The 17,468-nt window shown below is 60.5% G+C and carries 12 protein-coding genes, 2 pseudogenes and 1 riboswitch; of the genes and pseudogenes, 9 read left to right on the plus strand and 5 right to left on the minus strand.

Going from position 1 to position 17,468, the window contains the following annotated elements; translation table 11 throughout:
• A pseudogene (locus tag PMI29_RS14760) lies at window positions 1–187 on the plus strand (SOS response-associated peptidase); the annotation flags it as partial.
• A gap of 36 nt (window positions 188–223) precedes the next feature.
• Here PMI29_RS14760 and PMI29_RS33120 read toward each other — a convergent pair.
• Both PMI29_RS33120 and PMI29_RS33125 read right to left on the minus strand, forming a co-directional pair.
• Entirely contained in the window at window positions 224–1,066 is an 843-nt protein-coding gene (locus PMI29_RS33120; protein ID WP_405046320.1) for a methyl-accepting chemotaxis protein, read from the minus strand.
• A 12-nt stretch (window positions 1,067–1,078) separates the two neighbouring features.
• Window positions 1,079–2,365: pseudogene (locus PMI29_RS33125) on the minus strand (HAMP domain-containing protein); the annotation flags it as partial.
• Window positions 2,366–2,637: 272 nt separating this feature from the next.
• On the opposite strand from PMI29_RS33125, the gene PMI29_RS14750 reads away from it, so the two are divergent.
• Window positions 2,638–3,456: a M48 family metallopeptidase gene (locus PMI29_RS14750; RefSeq protein WP_033052398.1), complete on the plus strand. Its 819-nt coding sequence runs from the start codon at window positions 2,638–2,640 to the stop codon at window positions 3,454–3,456.
• A gap of 132 nt (window positions 3,457–3,588) precedes the next feature.
• On the opposite strand, the gene PMI29_RS14745 is transcribed toward PMI29_RS14750, so the two are convergent.
• The 3 genes from PMI29_RS14745 to PMI29_RS14735 all read right to left on the minus strand — a co-directional run bounded on the left by PMI29_RS14745 (window position 3,589) and on the right by PMI29_RS14735 (window position 6,435).
• A complete protein-coding gene (locus tag PMI29_RS14745; protein WP_007998200.1) occupies window positions 3,589–4,173 on the minus strand; it encodes a TMEM165/GDT1 family protein in 585 nt (194 codons plus the stop codon).
• 89 nt (window positions 4,174–4,262) lie between these two features.
• Window positions 4,263–4,387: riboswitch (yybP-ykoY riboswitch) on the minus strand.
• Between the two features lie 50 nt (window positions 4,388–4,437).
• Window positions 4,438–5,436, minus strand: a complete 999-nt coding sequence (locus tag PMI29_RS14740) for a class I SAM-dependent methyltransferase (protein WP_007998203.1) — start codon at window positions 5,434–5,436, stop codon at window positions 4,438–4,440.
• A 33-nt stretch (window positions 5,437–5,469) separates the two neighbouring features.
• On the minus strand, window positions 5,470–6,435 hold the full coding sequence (locus PMI29_RS14735) for a 2-hydroxyacid dehydrogenase (protein ID WP_007998206.1): 966 nt from the start codon (window positions 6,433–6,435) through the stop codon (window positions 5,470–5,472).
• A 91-nt stretch (window positions 6,436–6,526) separates the two neighbouring features.
• Between PMI29_RS14735 and PMI29_RS14730 the strand changes: the two genes are divergently transcribed.
• The 7 genes from PMI29_RS14730 to PMI29_RS14700 all read left to right on the plus strand — a co-directional run bounded on the left by PMI29_RS14730 (window position 6,527) and on the right by PMI29_RS14700 (window position 17,225).
• Window positions 6,527–7,156 carry a LysE family translocator gene (locus tag PMI29_RS14730; RefSeq protein WP_007998207.1) on the plus strand — a complete coding sequence of 210 codons (630 nt, stop codon included), beginning with the start codon at window positions 6,527–6,529 and terminating at the stop codon, window positions 7,154–7,156.
• A 274-nt stretch (window positions 7,157–7,430) separates the two neighbouring features.
• Complete coding sequence (locus PMI29_RS14725) at window positions 7,431–9,113, plus strand: fatty acid--CoA ligase (protein ID WP_007998209.1); 1,683 nt, start codon at window positions 7,431–7,433, stop codon at window positions 9,111–9,113.
• A 338-nt stretch (window positions 9,114–9,451) separates the two neighbouring features.
• Window positions 9,452–11,344: a DUF1302 domain-containing protein gene (locus tag PMI29_RS14720; RefSeq protein ID WP_007998211.1), complete on the plus strand. Its 1,893-nt coding sequence runs from the start codon at window positions 9,452–9,454 to the stop codon at window positions 11,342–11,344.
• 28 nt (window positions 11,345–11,372) lie between these two features.
• Window positions 11,373–12,737: a DUF1329 domain-containing protein gene (locus tag PMI29_RS14715; RefSeq protein WP_007998213.1), complete on the plus strand. Its 1,365-nt coding sequence runs from the start codon at window positions 11,373–11,375 to the stop codon at window positions 12,735–12,737.
• A 176-nt stretch (window positions 12,738–12,913) separates the two neighbouring features.
• On the plus strand, window positions 12,914–15,652 hold the full coding sequence (locus PMI29_RS14710; RefSeq protein ID WP_007998216.1) for a LuxR C-terminal-related transcriptional regulator: 2,739 nt from the start codon (window positions 12,914–12,916) through the stop codon (window positions 15,650–15,652).
• Between the two features lie 86 nt (window positions 15,653–15,738).
• The gene (locus PMI29_RS14705) at window positions 15,739–16,380 is read left to right on the plus strand and encodes an MBL fold metallo-hydrolase (RefSeq protein ID WP_007998217.1); all 642 of its coding nucleotides are present in this window, start codon (window positions 15,739–15,741) and stop codon (window positions 16,378–16,380) included.
• A gap of 104 nt (window positions 16,381–16,484) precedes the next feature.
• On the plus strand, window positions 16,485–17,225 hold the full coding sequence (locus PMI29_RS14700) for an OmpA family lipoprotein (RefSeq protein ID WP_007998219.1): 741 nt from the start codon (window positions 16,485–16,487) through the stop codon (window positions 17,223–17,225).
• Window positions 17,226–17,468: the final 243 nt, after the last annotated feature.

A 17,468-nucleotide genomic window follows, 5' to 3' on the forward strand; every position in this document is an offset into this window, starting at 1 on the left:
AAAAAGCCAGCGGCGGCCGTTGATTCTTGATGAGGCGGGGCAGGCCGCGTGGCTGGACCCCGAGACGCCATTGCATGCTTTGCAAGCATTGCTGGCCAGTGAACCTGCCGCGTTGCGCGAACGGGTGCTGGCCAACATGGTGAATGATCCGAAGCTCAATGGGCCGGAGTGTCTGACTCCGGGTTGAGTTATTGGGCGGCGCTCCGACGATGGGGGCTTCGGATCAGACCCTGAACTGATTGATCAACCGCCGCTGCTGTTCGGCCAGCTTGGTCAGATCCGCACTGGCCGCACTCGACTCATCCGCGCCGCCTGCCACTTCATTGGCCACCTGACCGATGTTGATCACGTTGCGGTTGATGTCGTCCGCCACCGCACTTTGTTCCTCGGCCGCGCTGGCAATCTGGGTGTTCATATCGTTGATCACCGACACCGCCTGAGTGATGGTTTCCAGCGCTTCGGCAGCCTTGGCCGCGTGCTGCACGCTTTCATCCGTGCGGTTCTGGCTGTCCTCCATGACCCGCACCACATCCCGCGTGCCTTGCTGCAATTGCTGGATCATGGTCTGGATTTCTTCGGTGGCCTTTTGCGTTTTCTGCGCCAGGTTACGCACCTCGTCGGCCACCACGGCAAAACCACGGCCCTGCTCGCCGGCACGGGCAGCTTCGATGGCCGCGTTCAGGGCCAGCAGGTTGGTCTGCTCGGCGATTCCGCGGATGGCGGTGAGGATCGCGTTAATGTTTTCGCTGTCCTTGGCCAGGGTTTGCACCACACCGACGGCCCGGCCGATTTCCACGGCGAGGGCGCCAATCGAGTTCGACGTATCACGCACGATCTGCATGCCCTGGCTGGCGGCCTGATCGGCATGGCTGGCGGCCTGTGCGGCCTGAGTCGCGTTGCGTGCCACGTCCTGGGCGGTGGCGGTCATTTCCTGCACGGCGGTGGCCACTTGATCGATCTCGGCCATTTGTTTGTGTACACCGGTGTTGGTGCGGATGGCGATGTCGGCGGTGTGTTCCGACGAATCGCTGACGCTCTGCACCGAAGTCACCACCTGGGTGATCATCGCCTGCAACTTGGCCAGGAAGGTGTTGAAGCCTTTGGCGATCGAACCCAGTTCATCGGCACGGTCGCTGGTCAGGCGCCGGGTCAGGTCACCTTCACCCTGTGCAATATCGTCGAGCATGGCCACCATCTGCTTGAGCGGACGGGCGATGCCGTGGCCCACCAGCCAGATCACCAGCAAACCGATACCGGCAATCACCAGGCCGACCATCGCCATGCCGAAGGTGTCGGATTTTCGCTGTGCGTTCAGGTCGGCCTGAAGTTTTTGCAGGTCGGCCATTACTGCATTCAGCGGCAATTGCAGCATCAGGGTCCAGCGGGCGTCGGTCTGGCCGATGCCGAAAGGCAGGTACAACTCGATCCGGCCCTGGGCCTTGTCGACGGTGTAGGTGACTTCGCCGCGCTTGAGGTTGGCCATGTTGGCAATCTGCTTGCCGTCGAGGATGTCGCTGACCTTCTCGCCGAATTTGCTCGGGTCCTTGGTATAGGCAACGATCCGGCCATTGCCACCGATCAGGGCCATTTCACCTGCGCCGCTGTAGAGCTTCTGGTTGGCACCCAGGAGCATTTCCTGGATGAAGTTGACTGACAGGTCGGCGCCGACGATGCCCTGGAAGGCGCCGTTGAGCATGATCGGTTCAATAAAGGAGGCGAGCATGACGATTTTGTCGCCGACCTTATAAGGCGCTGGATCGATCACGCAGGATTTTCTGGTTTCTTTCGAGCACAGGTAGTACTCGCTGGCGCGCACGCCGGTGGACAGGGTTTTCTGGTCGTCGACGTCCACCAGTTTGTCCAGGCCCAGGGTGCCATCGTCGTTACGGAACCACCAGGGCAGGAAGCGCCCGTTGCTGGCGTCGATGCCGACTACCTGGGTGCCTACGTAGGCCGCATCGTTGTGGTCCAGTGCGTCTTTTTCCCAACCGATGTAGGTGCCGAGGATTTTCGGGTTCTTGACCACGTTTTCCTTGATCAGGCCGATCAGTTGCTCGCGGCTGAGGCTCAGGGCGGGCTGGCCATTGGCACCGGGTGTGCCGATCAGGGCGTTGACCCGCACCAGGCCGCCAGCTATCAGCAGCGGTGCTTCGAGTTCACGCTGGATCTGGCTGACCTGGGTTTGCGCCAGGGACGTCAGGCGTTGTTCGATGACTTGTTCGAACTGTGCCTGGGTCCGTTCCTGGACCATGTCTTGGGTCCGGGCGCCGGAAAACAGCGCGTACAGCACCAGTGCTGCCACGACACTGAGGACGATGGCGCCGGCGAGGGCCGCCACGGAAAACTGGATCGACTTGAATTTCATGGGGGCTCCGCACGCGAAAGGACATCTGCCCAGGTGTATCGGCAGGGTGGCGGGCGGGCATGAGCACGGGCAGCTGAAATGACTGTTTTTGCGGGCCGGATGTCGTAAATGAATCAATGTGCGGCGTGATGGACTGCGGCTCGCCCCGGATTGTGAATTTTTTCCTGCATCGATGAGAGCTTTGTCCGAATTGTGCGTCTTATGTTTGTTGTATCTGGCGCCGATACATTTCCGCGCCTAGGATACGCGGCATGTTTTCAGGGGTTTTTTTGATGAACAAGATTTTGGTTGTCAGTGCACTGAGCGCAGCGCTGCTGCTCACCGGTTGTCAGTCGGTCAACACCACCAGTGGTGGCGCTGTAGGCGTTGAGCGCAAGCAGTACATGTTCAGTATGTTGTCCTCGCAAGAGGTCGACCAGATGTACGCCCAGTCCTATCAGAAGACAGTGGGCGAAGCGTCCAGCAAAGGTGTGCTGGACAAGACCAGCAATGAAGCCCGGCGGGTTCAGGTGATTGCCGACCGGCTGATTGCCCAGGCGCCGACGTTTCGTCCGGACGCGGCTCAGTGGAAGTGGGAAGTCAACCTGATCAAGAGCGATGAACTCAACGCCAACTGCGGCCCTGGCGGCAAGATCATCTTTTACACCGGGCTGATCGACACCCTGAAACTGACCGACGATGAAATTGCCGCGATCATGGGCCATGAAATCGCCCACGCGCTGCGCGAGCACGGTCGTGAAGCGATGTCCAAGGCTTACGGCATCGAAATGGCCAAGCAGGGCGCCGGTGCCTTGTTGGGATTGGGGCAGGACACCATGGCCCTGGCCGATACCGTGGCCAACTACGGCATGACCTTGCCCAACAGTCGCGCCAATGAAAACGAAGCGGACCTGATCGGCCTGGAACTGGCGGCCCGTGCTGGCTACAACCCGAATGCCGCAATCACCCTGTGGAACAAGATGAGCAAGGTCTCGGAAGGTGCGCCACCGGAGTTCATGAGCACTCACCCGGCATCGGCGAGTCGTATTGCGGCGCTGCAGGCGGCGATTCCGAAGGTCATGCCTTTGTACGAGCAGGCCAGGAAGTCCTGACTTCCATGCGGTGAGGCCGCTACTGCCATCGCGAGCAAGCTCGCTCCCACAGGGTTCGGCGTCCAGCACAAAACCAATGTGGGAGCGAGCTTGCTCGCGATGAACGATAACGCGGTCTATCGACCTAAACCGTCAAACCCACCCACTGCTCTGCATCGCCTTATACACCGCCACAATCGCCATGATGAAGAACGCCGACGCCGCCAGTCGACGGATCAGGGTCAATGGCAATTTGTCTGCGGCAAAGTTACCGGCCAGAACCACCGGTACGTTGGCAATCAGCATGCCGGCCGTGGTGCCGATGATCACCAGCCACAACTCCGGATATTGCGCGGCCAGCATCACGGTCGCGATTTGCGTTTTGTCGCCGATTTCCGCCAGGAAGAACGCGATCAGCGTGGTCAGGAACGGCCCGAACTTGCGGGCGGTGCTGGCTTCGTCGTCATCCATCTTGTCCGGCACCAGGGTCCACAGTGCGGTCGCGGCGAAGCTCGCGGCGAGGATCCAGTGCAGCATCGTATCGGAGAAGAAACTGCCGACCCAGGCACCGATTGCACCGGCGGCCGCGTGGTTGGCCAGGGTCGCGGCGACGATACCGGCGATGATCGGCCAGGGCTTGCGGAAACGGGCAGCGAGAATGAGCGCGAGCAGTTGCGTCTTGTCGCCGATTTCGGCCAAGGCAACGATTGCGGTAGGTACGAGTAGTGAATCCAGCATCAGGGGTTTTCCTAAGGGGCGGGTCGACACGGCTATGACACGTACAGCCTTCCCGCCCCGGGTAAGGTGTGCGTGTCATAGGTCTTGTCAAACCCTGCGATCCATCTGATGTGGATGCTTGGGTCGCATGCGCCATGGTCTTTTGACCAAGTATGTTGACGCATGCCGGACGAGCGTGGCGCTCGTGGGAGACTACTCCCCTAGGACGGAGCGGATTCTGCCTTTGCAAAACTCATTCGGCAAGCCTTCTTTTTCAAAGAGGTTTTAGCCGCGTTTTGCCCGATAGATTCTGAAACCCTGTCCCTCGGCCTTGATTGCACACACGCCAAGATGCTCTTCGATCAGCGGTTGGTACTTCAGGAAGCTATTGGCTACCAGGCGAAGTTCGCCACCGTTTTTCAGATGTTTTGCTGCTTTTCGAAGCAAGTTTTCGGTGGCGAAGTAGTCGGTGTGCACGCCGACATGGAACGGCGGATTGCTCAGGATTGCACTTAAACCCATCGGGGCGGCATCGATTCCGTCACCGGTAATCACCTCGGCTTCCAGGCCATTGGCAGCCAGGGTCAGGCGACTGCTGGCAGCGGCAAAGGCATCCACATCCAGCATCGTGACCTGATTGTGCGGGTAACGACGTTTTACTGCCGCGCCCAAGACCCCAGCGCCGCAACCGAAATCGAGCAAGTGACCGCTGGGCAGTTTGTCCAGGTGTTCCAGCAGCAGCGCGCTGCCGCGATCCAGGCGACCATGGCTGAATACCCCCGGCAGGCTGATGACCTTCAGCGGGCCTTCGGCCAGCGGCAGTTCGTAGGTCTGCGCCAGGCTTTCCAGCGGCCTGGCTTCAGGCGCGTTGGCCACGGTGACCAGCCAGAGCTGGCAGTGTCGCGCGCTGTCGAGTTTGCGTGGCTTGCCGAACGGGTTGAGTTGTTTGGCGGCACCTTCGATGCCGCTTTTTTTCTCGCCGACCAGGTACAGCTCGCGACCGGCCAGCCGCGAGGCGAGGGCGTTGAGAATGTAATCGGTCAGGTCCTTGGCCTTGGGCAGAAAGACCACGGCGGTATCGAACCCGCGCTCCGGCGCATTCACACCAAAATGACTGCGCTCGGCGAAGCGGGCGTCCAGCGCGGCCTGATCGCCGGCGTGCCAGCACCAGCCATGAGCCTCGGGCAGACGGCCCAGCAAGTCGTCGGCGGGCAAACCGGCCAACAGCACCGAACCCTGGAATAACTCGGCCTGACGAAGCAGTACTTCACTGCGCGGATCCATAACTGCTCCCGTGGAAAAAAGTGCCGCAGTTTATCAACTGACGACTCGCAGCGCCTTACCGCTGAAGTATCCCAGTGCGTTTTCGGTCACTTGACCGACGATTCGCTGGCGCGCTTCACGGCTGCCCCAGGCATTGTGCGGGGTGACGATCAGGCGCGGAATATCCTGGGCCAGCAGCGGATTGCCGTTGATGGGAGGTTCGACGCTCAGCACATCAGTGGCGGCGCCGCCCAAATGCCCGTTGCGCAAGGCGTCGGCCAGCGCCTGTTCGTCGATCAGGCCGCCGCGGGCGGTGTTGACCACGAACGCGCCGGGCTTCATTGAGGCCAGTTCACGGGCACCGATGAAGTGGCGGGTGTGTTCGTTGAGCGGGCAGTGCAGGGTCAGGGCATCGACTTGCGGTAGCAGTTCATTCAGTGGCAGGCGGTCCGGCCGGGCAGGGCGTCCGGGAATTTGCCCCAGCACAACGCGCATGCCGAAGGCTTCGGCCAGCCGTGCGACCGCACCGCCCAATTCGCCATGACCCAGCAGGCCAAGGGTTTTGCCTTCGAGTTCGACAATCGGGTAATCCAGCAAACAGAACTGTTTGGCCCGCTGCCATCGGCCTTCGCCGACGGCTTTTTGATAATCGGCCAGACGCGTGGCCAGGTTGAGCAGCAGCATGATCGTGTGCTGCGCCACCGATGGCGTGCCATAGCCCTGGCAGTTGCACACGGTAATTCCGTGGGCGCGGGCGGCGGCGAGGTCGACGTTGTTGGTGCCGGTGGCGGTGATCAGGATCAGCTTGAGATCAGGGCTGGCAGCCATGGCGGCGGCATCGATCAGGATCTTGTTACTGATGGCAACGGTGGCGCCCTTGAGGTGTTCGATGACTTGATCGGGCAAGGTCTGGGCGAACAGCTGCAAATCGCTGAAACAACTGCGCAGCGGGTTGAGGTCAAGGTCGCCGAGGTCCAGGGACGGGTGGTCGAGGAAAACGGCGCGGCGAGTGTTCGTCATCAACTGTACCTTTTGTGCATTGAACTGAAGGCGTAATCTGCGGAGCCTACCAGATGAAATAAATAGATACGCTTGGCCTTAAGGAGCCCCCATGTACTGGACAGAGTTCTTGACCGTTGCCCTGATTCACCTGCTGGCCGTGGCCAGCCCCGGCCCGGACTTTGCCGTCGTGGTGCGTGAGAGTGTTACCCACGGTCGCCGCGCAGGCACCTGGACCGCGCTGGGTGTGGGTACGGCGATTTTCCTGCACGTGGGCTATTCCCTGCTGGGGATCGGCCTGATCGTGTCCCAGTCGATCGTGCTGTTCAATGCCTTGAAGTGGGCCGCTGCCGCTTACCTGCTGTACATCGGTTACAAGGCACTGCGTGCGCAACCGGCCAAGCCTGTGGCGGACGATCTGCACAAGGAGGCCGGCGAGCGCACGGCCCGTGGTGCCTTCACCTCAGGTTTCGTCACCAACGGCCTCAACCCGAAAGCCACGCTGTTCTTCCTCTCACTGTTCACCGTGGTCATCAACCCGCACACGCCACTGGCCGTGCAGGCCGGTTACGGGGTTTACCTGGCGGCGGCGACAGCGGTCTGGTTCTGCCTGGTAGCGTTGTTGTTCAGCCAGCAGCGCGTACGCGCCGGCTTCGCCCGCGTGGGTCACTGGTTCGACCGGACCATGGGCGCGGTGTTGATTGCGATTGGCGTGAAGCTGGCTTTTACCGAGATGCACTGATCAGATACTTATTGCTGTAGGAGCGAGCTTGCTCGCGATGCTCGTCAACGATAACACTTGATATCTGACCCCCCCGCGGTAATCCCGGGTTCATCGCGAGCAATCGAGCGTCGACCGGCTGCTCCTGCAGATGATCAAACCTCACGAATGATGGCTCAACGCTAGCATCTTCGGGGTTCTGCAAATCATTCCTTTGGCTGATTTGGCTGGCGTTCAAGGGCACTACAGTGCGTACTTTCAGTCACGACCGTGCAGTCAGATTAAAGGGATTATTATGTTGCAGACTCGCGTTATCCCCCCGGCCGAAGGCGCTTACCAGTACCCGCTGTTGATCAAACGGCTGCTGATGTCCGGTGCCCGTTATGAGAAAACCCGCGAGATCATCTACCGCGACAAGTTGCGCTACAGCTACCCGACCCTGATCGAACGGGTGGCCCGCCTGGCCAATGTGCTGATAGCGGCCGGGGTCAAGCCCGGGGATGCCGTGGGTGTGATGGACTGGGACAGCCATCGTTACCTGGAATGCATGTTCGCCATCCCGATGATCGGCGCGGTGATCCACACCATCAACGTGCGGCTGTCGCCGGAACAGATCCTCTACACCATGAACCACGCCGAGGACCGCTTTGTGCTGGTCAACAGCGAGTTCGTCGGCCTCTACAAGGCAATCGAGGGGCAACTGACCACGGTCGAGAAAACCCTGCTGCTGACTGACCTGCCGGAAAAAACCGCGGACCTGCCGAACCTCGTCGGCGAATACGAACAACTGCTGGCCGCGGCGAGCCCGCAGTACGACTTCGAGGATTTCGACGAAAACTCGGTCGCGACCACGTTCTATACCACCGGCACCACCGGCAACCCCAAGGGCGTGTACTTCACCCATCGGCAACTGGTGCTGCACACCATGGGCGTGTCGACCATCATGGGCGCGATCGATAGCGTGCGCCTGCTGGGCACCAACGACGTGTACATGCCGATCACCCCGATGTTCCACGTGCACGCCTGGGGCTTGCCGTATGTGGCGACCATGCTCGGGCTCAAGCAGGTGTATCCCGGCCGCTATGACCCGGAATACCTGCTGGAGTTGTGGCGCAAGGAGAAGGTCACGTTCTCTCATTGCGTACCGACCATTTTGCAGATGGTCCTCAATGCCAAGGCCGCGCAGAACGTCGACTTCGGCGGCTGGAAAATCGTCATCGGCGGCAGTGCCCTGAACCGCACGCTGTACGAGGCGGCCAAGGCCAAAGGCATTCAGTTGACCGCGGCGTACGGCATGTCGGAAACCGGGCCGCTGGTGTCGTGCGCGCACCTCAACGATGAATTGATGGCCGGTACCGAAGACGAACGCACCACCTACCGGATCAAGGCCGGCGTGCCGGGGCCGCTGGTGGAGGCGGCGATCGTCGACACCGAGGGCAACTTCCTGCCCGCCGACGGCGAGACCCAGGGCGAATTGGTATTACGCGCACCATGGCTGACCGAGGGGTATTTCAACGAGCCGCAGAAGGGCGCCGAGCTCTGGGCCGGAGGCTGGCTTCACACCGGTGACGTGGCGACCCTGGACAGCATGGGGGTGATCGACATTCGTGACCGGATCAAGGACGTGATCAAGACCGGTGGCGAGTGGATCTCCTCCCTGGACCTGGAAGACCTGATCAGCCGTCATGTGGCGGTACGCGAAGTAGCAGTGGTGGGGATCCCCGATCCGCAGTGGGGCGAACGGCCGTTTGCCCTGCTGGTGCTCCGTGAGGGACATGCGATCGGGGCACGGGAACTCAAGGAGCACCTCAAGCCGTTTGTGGAGCTGGGACACTTGAGCAAGTGGGCGATTCCGAGCCAGATCGCCCTTGTTACTGAAATTCCCAAGACCAGTGTTGGCAAACTCGACAAGAAGCGCATTCGTGTCGACATCAGCGAATGGCAAGCCACCAACAGCACCTTCCTCTCGACGCTTTAAGCGCCTCTCGGCGTGCCCGAAAGGGCACGCCAGCCCCACCAAGCAAGCGCTTGGCTTGTCAAATCGAAATTTTCAGCCATTCTTGGCGTGCCGACGGGCGTCGGACTGGCGAAAGGACTGTTCCAGAGTGGCTGGCAGCTGCAAATCACACTTTAGAGGGATCAAGCAAAACTACCTGCTGGCTATAGTCCGCTCAAGGATTTTTAAGAACGGGGCAACCGCACGAACCGGGGCGATGCAACTTTGGAATGACTTTGGGATGCCATGGCTCCCGGTTATCCACAACGTTTTTAGAAGTGCTCATGCCATAAAAATAAAATGCACATGGAGTAGGGTCGATGACATCAGTAAACCAGTTCTGGCGCCGGGCGAAACTGCCCCTGGCTGTCAGTCTTGCCTCTACGCTCGCCGGGCCAGCATTCGGCGTCAGTTTCAACGTTGGTGAAATCGAAGGTCAGTTCGACTCATCCCTGTCGATTGGTGCCAGTTGGTCTACTCAGCAGCCGAACAAGAACCTGATTGGTGTCAACAACGGCGGCAAGGGTCTGTCGCAGACCTCTGATGACGGTCACCTGAACTTCAAGAGTGGGGAAACCTTCTCGAAGATCTTCAAGGGCATCCATGACCTTGAATTGAAATACGGCGATACCGGTGTTTTCGTCCGTGGCAAATACTGGTACGACTTTGAACTGAAAGACGAAAGCCGTCCGTTCAAGGACATCAGTGACGACGGCCGCAAGGAAGGCGCCAAGTCCGCTGGCACTCAACTCCTCGACGCCTTCGTCTACCACAACTACTCCATCGCCGATCAGCCAGGCTCCGTGCGCCTGGGCAAGCAGGTCGTAAGCTGGGGTGAAAGTACCTTCATCGGTGGCGGCATCAACTCGATCAACCCGATCGACGTGTCCGCATTCCGCCGTCCGGGTGCCGAGATCAAGGAAGGCCTGATCCCGGTCAACATGTTCTATGTGTCCCAGAGCCTGACCGAAAACCTCTCGGCTGAAGCGTTCTACCAAATTGAATGGGACCAGACCGTCGTCGACAACTGCGGCACGTTCTTCTCCCAGCCAGACATCGTTGCCGACGGCTGCGACAACAACCTGCGCGTACTGGCCAAACGCTCGCAAATTCCGGCCGCTGCCCTGGGGCCTTTGGCCAGCGCGGGTGTCGACGTGAACGAGGAAGGTGTTCTGGTTCGTCGCGGCCCGGATCGCGATGCCCGAGACAGCGGCCAGTGGGGCGCGTCCTTCAAGTACATGTTCGATCCGCTGGACACCGAGTTCGGCGCCTACTTCATGAACTACCACAGCCGTGCGCCAATCTTCAGCGCCACCGGTGCGCCGCAGTCGGTCTACAACACGGCAGCGGGACTCCAGCAACTGGGTGGCCAGATTGCCCGGCTGGCGCCATTGCTGGTGGCGGGTAACTCGCAATACTTCATCGAATACCCGGAAGACATCCGCCTCTACGGCCTGAGCTTCTCCACCACATTGCCTACCGGTACGGCATGGAGCGGTGAGATCAGCTACCGTCCGAACGCTCCGGTGCAGCTCAACTCCACTGACATTCTGTTCGCCGGTGTACGTCCTTTGACCGGACTAGGCAACGCGTCGCTGCTGTCCGCTGCACCGGGTACTGACCTGCACGGCTATCGTCGCAAGGAAATCACCCAGTTCCAGACCACCCTGACACACTTCTTTGATCAGGTCATGGGCGCCAGCCGTCTGACCCTGGTGGGCGAAGTGGGCGTGACCCATGTCGGCGGGTTGGAAAGCTCCTCCGATGTCCGTTATGGCCGTGACCCGGTATACGGTCCAGGTGAATTGCCACCTACCGGCGGCCAGGATACCTGCGTGGTGCTCAACAGCGCCACCATCGCCGGGGCCGGCCCGGGTACTCCGACCAACAACCTCAGCCGCAATTGCACCAACGAAGGCTTCACCACCCCGACTTCGTGGGGCTACCGCGGTCGCGCCATCTGGGAATACAACGACGTGTTTGCCGGTGTGAACCTCAAGCCGAACGTTGCCTGGTCCCATGATGTGAGCGGTTATTCCCCTGGCCCTGGCGGCAACTTCGAGGAGGGCCGCAAGGCGGTGAGCCTGGGTGTCGACGCCGAGTACCAGAACACCTACACCGCGAGCCTGGCTTACACCAACTTCTTCGACGGCAAGTACACCACCGTGGATGACCGCGACTTCGTTGCGCTCAGCCTCGGCGTGAACTTCTAAGCACTGCATTTTCTGGACGAACGCACATATGAAAATAACAAAGAGTCTGTTCCACGCCGGTGTTCTGGGCCTTTCGCTGCTGGCGACCAGCGTCATCGCGGCGGTTCCCCAAGCCGAGGCCGACAAGCTGGGCAAGAGCCTGACCCCGATGGGCGCCGAAATGGCGGGTAACGCCGACGGTTCGATTCCGGCCTGGAAGCCGATGGCGAAGAACGCCGGTTCGGTCGACAGCAAAGGCTTCCTGTCCGATCCGTACGCCAGCGAGAAGCCGCTGTTCACCATCACGGCGCAGAACGTCGACCAGTACAAGGACAAGCTTGCCCCGGGCCAGTACGCGATGTTCAAGCGCTACCCGGAAACCTTCAAGATGCCGGTGTACCCGTCCCACCGCGGTGCCACCGTACCGGATGACGTGTTCGCCGCCATCAAGCGCAACGCCACCAACACCAACCTGGTGTCCGGCGGCAACGGTCTGGAGAACTTCGAAACGGCCGTGCCGTTCCCGATTCCAAAAAGCGGCGTGGAAGTTATCTGGAACCACATCACCCGCTATCGCGGGGGCAGCGTGACCCGTCTGGTGACCCAGGCCACACCACAGCCGAACGGTTCGTTCAGCCTGGTGTACTTCGAGGACCAGTTCGTGTTCCGCGATAAAATGAAGGATTACGACTCGAAAAATCCGGGCAATATCCTGTTCTACTTCAAGCAGAAAGTGACCGCGCCGGCACGTCTGGCCGGTGGTGTACTGCTGGTTCACGAAACCCTCGACCAGGTCAAGGAACCGCGCTCGGCGTGGGTTTACAACGCCGGTCAGCGTCGTGTGCGCCGTGCACCGCAAGTGTCCTATGACGGCCCGGGTACTGCCGCCGACGGCCTGCGTACTTCCGACAACCTGGACATGTACAACGGTGCACCGGATCGTTACGACTGGAAGCTTGAAGGCAAGAAAGAGATGTACATCGCCTCCGATGCCTACAAGCTCGACGATCCGAAGCTCAAGTACGCCGATATCATCAAGGCCGGTCACATCAACCAGGACCTGGCTCGTTACGAGTTGCGTCGTGTGTGGCATGTGGTTGCAACCCTGAAGGAAGGTCAGCGTCACATCTACGCCAAGCGTGACTTCTACATTGACGAAGACACCTGGCAAGCTGCGGTGATCGATCACTACGACGGTCGCGGTCAACTGTGGCGCGTCGCCGAGGCGCATGCCGAGAACTACTACGACAAGCAAGTGCCGTGGTATGCCCTCGAAGCCCTGTATGACCTGCAATCGGGTCGTTACCTGGCACTGGGCATGAAGAACGAAGAGAAGTCGGCCTATGACTTCGGCTTCACGGCCACCACCAGCGACTTCACCCCGGCAGCCTTGCGTCAGGATGGTGTTCGCTGACGTGAACTGAATAGAGGCCGCACCCTCTGAAAACGCCCCGACTGGTTCGGGGCGTTTTTTTTTGCTTGTAGACTTTTTGTAGCCATTTGTAGCAATTACCTTCATTCCCTATCCGTTTACGGCTAGTCTGCGGACATCTGCAACGCCGCCACCCGCAATTCAAACAAGAGCCGGCTATGACTGATTTGTCTACACCCCCAGGTTCTGCAAACGTTGCTGTCGCGACACTCGACGGGCGCTTCTTCCGCCCGCCGTTGCCCGACGGCCATGTGCTGCGCCCACGTTTGTGCGAGCGCCTGAGTGCCGGGCTCGGTGGCAGGTTATTGCTGGTCAGCGCACCGGCAGGGTTCGGCAAGAGTTCGTTGGCGGTGGAGTTTTGTCAGGGGTTGCCGGCGCACTGGCAAAGTCTCTGGCTGGGGTTGAGCCCGCGAGACAGTGACCCTGGGCGTTTTCTCGAGCGCCTGCTGGAAGGCCTGCAGGACTATTTTCCGCACCTGGGCAGGCAGTCCCTCGGGCTGTTGAAAATGCGCCAGCGCCATCAGCCGTTCGCATTCGAAGAATGGCTGGACGGCCTGCTCGACGAATTGGCCGAGCACCTGTCCACGGCGTCACCATTGCTGCTGGTGCTGGATGATTACCATCTGGCCCAGGGGCCGGTGCTGGACCGTTGCCTGCAATTTTTCCTCAATCATCTTCCCGATGGCTTGCTGGTGATGGTCACCAGTCGCCAACGTCCCGACTGGCACCTGGCGCGGCTGCGGCTGTCGCGGCAACTGCTTGAGTTACATGAGCAGGATTTACGCCTGACCCACGACGAGGCCTTGAGCCTGCTCGATCGGCACAGCAGTTCCTTGCGCGGTGAGGCACTGGAAAACCTGATCCAGCGCAGCGAAGGTTGGGTCGCGGGGTTGCGTTTCTGGCTACTGGCCGCCTCGGAGGCGGGTACCGATGGCGCGTTGCCGCAATCGTTGCACGGCGGGGAAGGGCTGATCCGCGATTATCTGCTCGAAGAGGTCATCGATTGCCTGCCCACCGAGGTTCAGTCGTTCCTCTATGACACGGCGCCCCAGGAACGTTTTTGCAGCGAACTGTGCGATGCCGTTCGCGACGCCCATGACAGCGGGGAGATCCTGCGCTTCCTGTTGGCTCACCAGGTGTTCCTGGTGCCGCTGGACGAGCATGGCCATTGGTATCGTTACCACCACCTGTTTTCCGATCTGTTGCGCACGCGGCCGACTACCCAGTCGATGGTGCCGGCCGCCAGCCTGCACCTGCGTGCCTGCCGCTGGTTCAATGCCCAGGGATTGCTCGATGAGGCCGTGGAGCAGGCCTTGCGCGCCGGTCACCTGGACGTCGCGGCGAACCTGGTGCAGAACCTCTCCGAAGAGCAACTGCTGGCCGAGCAGAACGTCGGCATGTTGCTGCGCTGGAAAATGGACTTGCCTGACAGCTTGCTGATCAGCACTCCGCGGCTGATCGTGCTCTATAGCTGGGCGTTGGGGATGGCTTGTCAACTGGATGCGGCCGAGGAACTGGCCAGCCATCTGAGTCGTTTCCTGCCCGCGCCGTCGGCCACCGCACAGAAATCCATGCTGGCTCAATGGCTGGCGTTGAGTGGCATTATTGCCCGTGGGCGCGGCAACCGCGAACTGACGCAGCGGTATTGCCGCGAAGCGTTGGACAGTCTTCCGTCCAAGCGTTACGGCCAGCGCCTGATGTGTCTCTCGACCCTGTCCAACCTGGCCATTGCCGACGGTGATTTGTGGCGGGCGCGGGGTCTCAACCGCGAATCGCTGGAGCTGGCGCAACGGGTCGGCAACCCGTTGTTCGAAGCGCTGGCGCACTACGACCGCGCCCGGGTTCTGCAAGCGCGCGGGGAAATCTGTCGGGCGCTGGAAGAGGTCCGTCAGGGATTGCAGCGCCTGCAGAGCTTGTCTGCGCAACGGCTGTATGCGGTTCGCGCCCGGCTGACCTTGTACGAAGGCTTTTTGCTGGCCCTGCGCATGCAGCCGCAAGCCGCGCGGGTGCGATTGCAGGCCGGTTTGAGCGAGGCGCGCGCCTGTCGTGACATCAGCGTGCTCATCGGCCACTGCGTGATTGCCAGGCTGGAAGGCAGCAGCGGCGAGTTCGCCAAGGCCTTTGCCGAACTGGCCGAAGCCGAACGGCTCATGCACATCTGGGACGTGCCACCGATCTACTACCTGGCCATGATTACCCTGGTCAAATGTGAACTCTGGCTGGCTCAGGGGCGTACCGATCTGGCCGAAGCCTGGCTGGCACGTCTGGGGCAGACCTATAACGGCGAAAACGGGGCCGCACCACCGGAATTCCACCCGCAACTGCCGCTGCACATCGAATTGCAACAAGCCTTGCTGGAAGTCATCCAGGGCCAACCGATGCTGGCCGAAGGACGTTTGAATGCGCTGCTTGAACATGGCCAGCAAAGCGGTCGACAGATGCTCAGTGCCATGGCGCTGACCCAGAAAGTGGCGTTATTGCTGAGCAGTGGCCGGGAACCGGAAGCACGCAAGGCGCTGGCTCAAGCGTTGGATGCCGCTGGCGGAGGAGTGCTGCAACCCTTCGAGTGCTTGCTGGCCGAGCACCCGGACTGGCTTCGTGGGCAACTTCAACTCTGTCCGTCAACCCCGGTTTCCCTGAGCCTCAGTGAAAAACTGCCGGCATTGGCTGGCCGTCCCGGGCTGGAGTCCTGCGCGGCCGCGGAGCAGCTCAGCACGCGGGAAATGGCGGTCCTGCGATTGATCGCCCAGGGGTGTTCGAACCAGGAAATCAGCGATCAGCTGTTTATCTCATTGCACACGGTGAAGACCCACGCCAGCCACATCAACAGCAAGCTCGGGGTCGAGCGACGCACGCAGGCCGTGGCGCGGGCCAAGGAGTTGGGGGTATTAGGTTAAGTATTTTTCACGTTGCACATCACGGCCATTGGCTGGATGCTCAATTGTGCGAAAATCGCTCGTCCCCGTTTATCGAGCAGGCCCCGATGTCCCAGCAACCCACCCTTATCCGCGAAACCTTCCCCGTCGGCCCGTTGCAGTGCAACTGCACGATCATCGGTGATCCGGTGTCGAAAAAGGCCATCGTCGTCGATCCGGGTGGCAATCATGAGCTGATCCTGGCGCGGCTCGACGCCTTGGGGCTGAAAGTGGTCAGTATCATTCACACCCACGCCCACCTCGATCATTTCCTGGCCTCCGGTCAACTCAAGGAGAAAACCGGCGCGACTCTGCATTTGCACAAGGAAGACCAGTTTCTGTGGGACAACCTGGAAATGCAGTGCCAGATGTTCGGCGTCCCTTATACCCCGGTGCCATCCCCGGACCGCTGGCTGGCCGATGATGAAGAACTGGCCTGCGGCTGTGGTGTGGCGCTGCACACGCCGGGCCATACACCGGGCTCAATGAGCTTTTGGTTTTCAGAGGCTAAGCTGCTGATTGCCGGGGATACGCTGTTTCGTCGCGGCGTCGGGCGCACGGATTTGTGGGGCGGCGATCAGGCGACCATCGTGCGCTCGATCAAACAGCGGCTGTACACCCTCGACGAAGACGCGACCGTGGTGGCCGGGCATGGTCCGGACACCCGTCTTGGCGACGAGATGCGCGAGAATCCGTTTGTTCGGGGCTGATTTGTAACTGTCGGAATTTTTACTCATTAACATGATCCAACGTCCGCAAAGGCTGATGCCTTGGTCCGTTGCACCACAGAATGCAAAAAAAGTAGGAGCTTTACATGTTCACCACGCGTCGTTTGATTATTGTCGCTACGGCTGTGGCCGTTTTGTCCGGTTGTGCATCGCCTAACCCTTACGGCGGTCAGGGCCAGGCTCAGGGCCAGGCGGATAGCGGCTCTGAAGGCATGAGCAAGACCGCGAAATACGGTGGCCTCGGCGCTCTGGCCGGTGCGCTGGCCGGTGCTGCCATCAACCACGATAACCGTGGCAAGGGCGCGCTGATCGGTGCGGCAGTGGTCGGTGCTTCCGCTGCAGGCTACGGCTACTACGCCGATCAGCAAGAGAAAAAGCTGCGCGCCAGCATGGCCAACACCGGTGTTGAAGTGCAGCGCCAGGGCGACCAGATCAAGCTGATCATGCCGGGCAACATCACGTTCGCTACCGATTCGGCGAACATTGCTCCAGGTTTCTATCAGCCATTGAACAACCTGGCGGGCTCGCTGAAAGAGTTCAACCAGAACCAGATCGAGATCGTCGGCTATACCGACAGCACCGGCAGCCGCCAACACAACATGGACCTGTCCCAGCGTCGTGCCCAGAGCGTGGCAACCTACCTGACCTCGCAAGGTGTCAGCGGTGCCAACCTGAGCGCTCGCGGTGCCGGCCCGGATGGCCCGGTTGCCAGCAACGCCGACGTCAATGGCCGGGCGCAGAACCGCCGTGTAGAGGTCAACCTCAAGGCGATTCCGGGCCAGCAGTACGGTGCCCAGCAGCAAGGTACGGTCCAGCAGTACCCTTGATCGTCTGATTGAACCCCAGGCGTAGAAAAGCCCGCTCGATCTTCTACGGATCGGGCGGGTTTTTTTGTCGTCAGTTCCGGCCCCATCGCGAGCAAGCTCACTCCCACAGGGTGCTGGGTCGACCACGGATATTGTGGGAGCGGGCTTGCCCGCGAAGGGGGCAGTGTGCGCACCGGAGATACAGGATCAGAAACAAAAAAGCCCCCGGACATGTGATTGTCCAGGGGCTTTTTGCTATGCGCG

This window comes from Pseudomonas sp. GM49 (genome assembly GCF_000282355.1).
GTDB lineage: Bacteria > Pseudomonadota > Gammaproteobacteria > Pseudomonadales > Pseudomonadaceae > Aquipseudomonas.

What these genes read in the sequence shown, in the direction of transcription:
- PMI29_RS33120 (WP_405046320.1), bottom strand. Translation starts at nt 1,066, where the DNA reads ATGATCACCCAGGTGGTGACTTCGGTGCAGAGCGTCAGCGATTCGTCG.
- PMI29_RS14750 (WP_033052398.1), top strand. Translation starts at nt 2,638, where the DNA reads ATGAACAAGATTTTGGTTGTCAGTGCACTGAGCGCAGCGCTGCTGCTC.
- PMI29_RS14745 (WP_007998200.1), bottom strand. Translation starts at nt 4,173, where the DNA reads ATGCTGGATTCACTACTCGTACCTACCGCAATCGTTGCCTTGGCCGAA.
- PMI29_RS14740 (WP_007998203.1), bottom strand. Translation starts at nt 5,436, where the DNA reads ATGGATCCGCGCAGTGAAGTACTGCTTCGTCAGGCCGAGTTATTCCAG.
- PMI29_RS14735 (WP_007998206.1), bottom strand. Translation starts at nt 6,435, where the DNA reads ATGACGAACACTCGCCGCGCCGTTTTCCTCGACCACCCGTCCCTGGAC.
- PMI29_RS14730 (WP_007998207.1), top strand. Translation starts at nt 6,527, where the DNA reads ATGTACTGGACAGAGTTCTTGACCGTTGCCCTGATTCACCTGCTGGCC.
- PMI29_RS14725 (WP_007998209.1), top strand. Translation starts at nt 7,431, where the DNA reads ATGTTGCAGACTCGCGTTATCCCCCCGGCCGAAGGCGCTTACCAGTAC.
- PMI29_RS14720 (WP_007998211.1), top strand. Translation starts at nt 9,452, where the DNA reads ATGACATCAGTAAACCAGTTCTGGCGCCGGGCGAAACTGCCCCTGGCT.
- PMI29_RS14715 (WP_007998213.1), top strand. Translation starts at nt 11,373, where the DNA reads ATGAAAATAACAAAGAGTCTGTTCCACGCCGGTGTTCTGGGCCTTTCG.
- PMI29_RS14710 (WP_007998216.1), top strand. Translation starts at nt 12,914, where the DNA reads ATGACTGATTTGTCTACACCCCCAGGTTCTGCAAACGTTGCTGTCGCG.
- PMI29_RS14705 (WP_007998217.1), top strand. Translation starts at nt 15,739, where the DNA reads ATGTCCCAGCAACCCACCCTTATCCGCGAAACCTTCCCCGTCGGCCCG.
- PMI29_RS14700 (WP_007998219.1), top strand. Translation starts at nt 16,485, where the DNA reads ATGTTCACCACGCGTCGTTTGATTATTGTCGCTACGGCTGTGGCCGTT.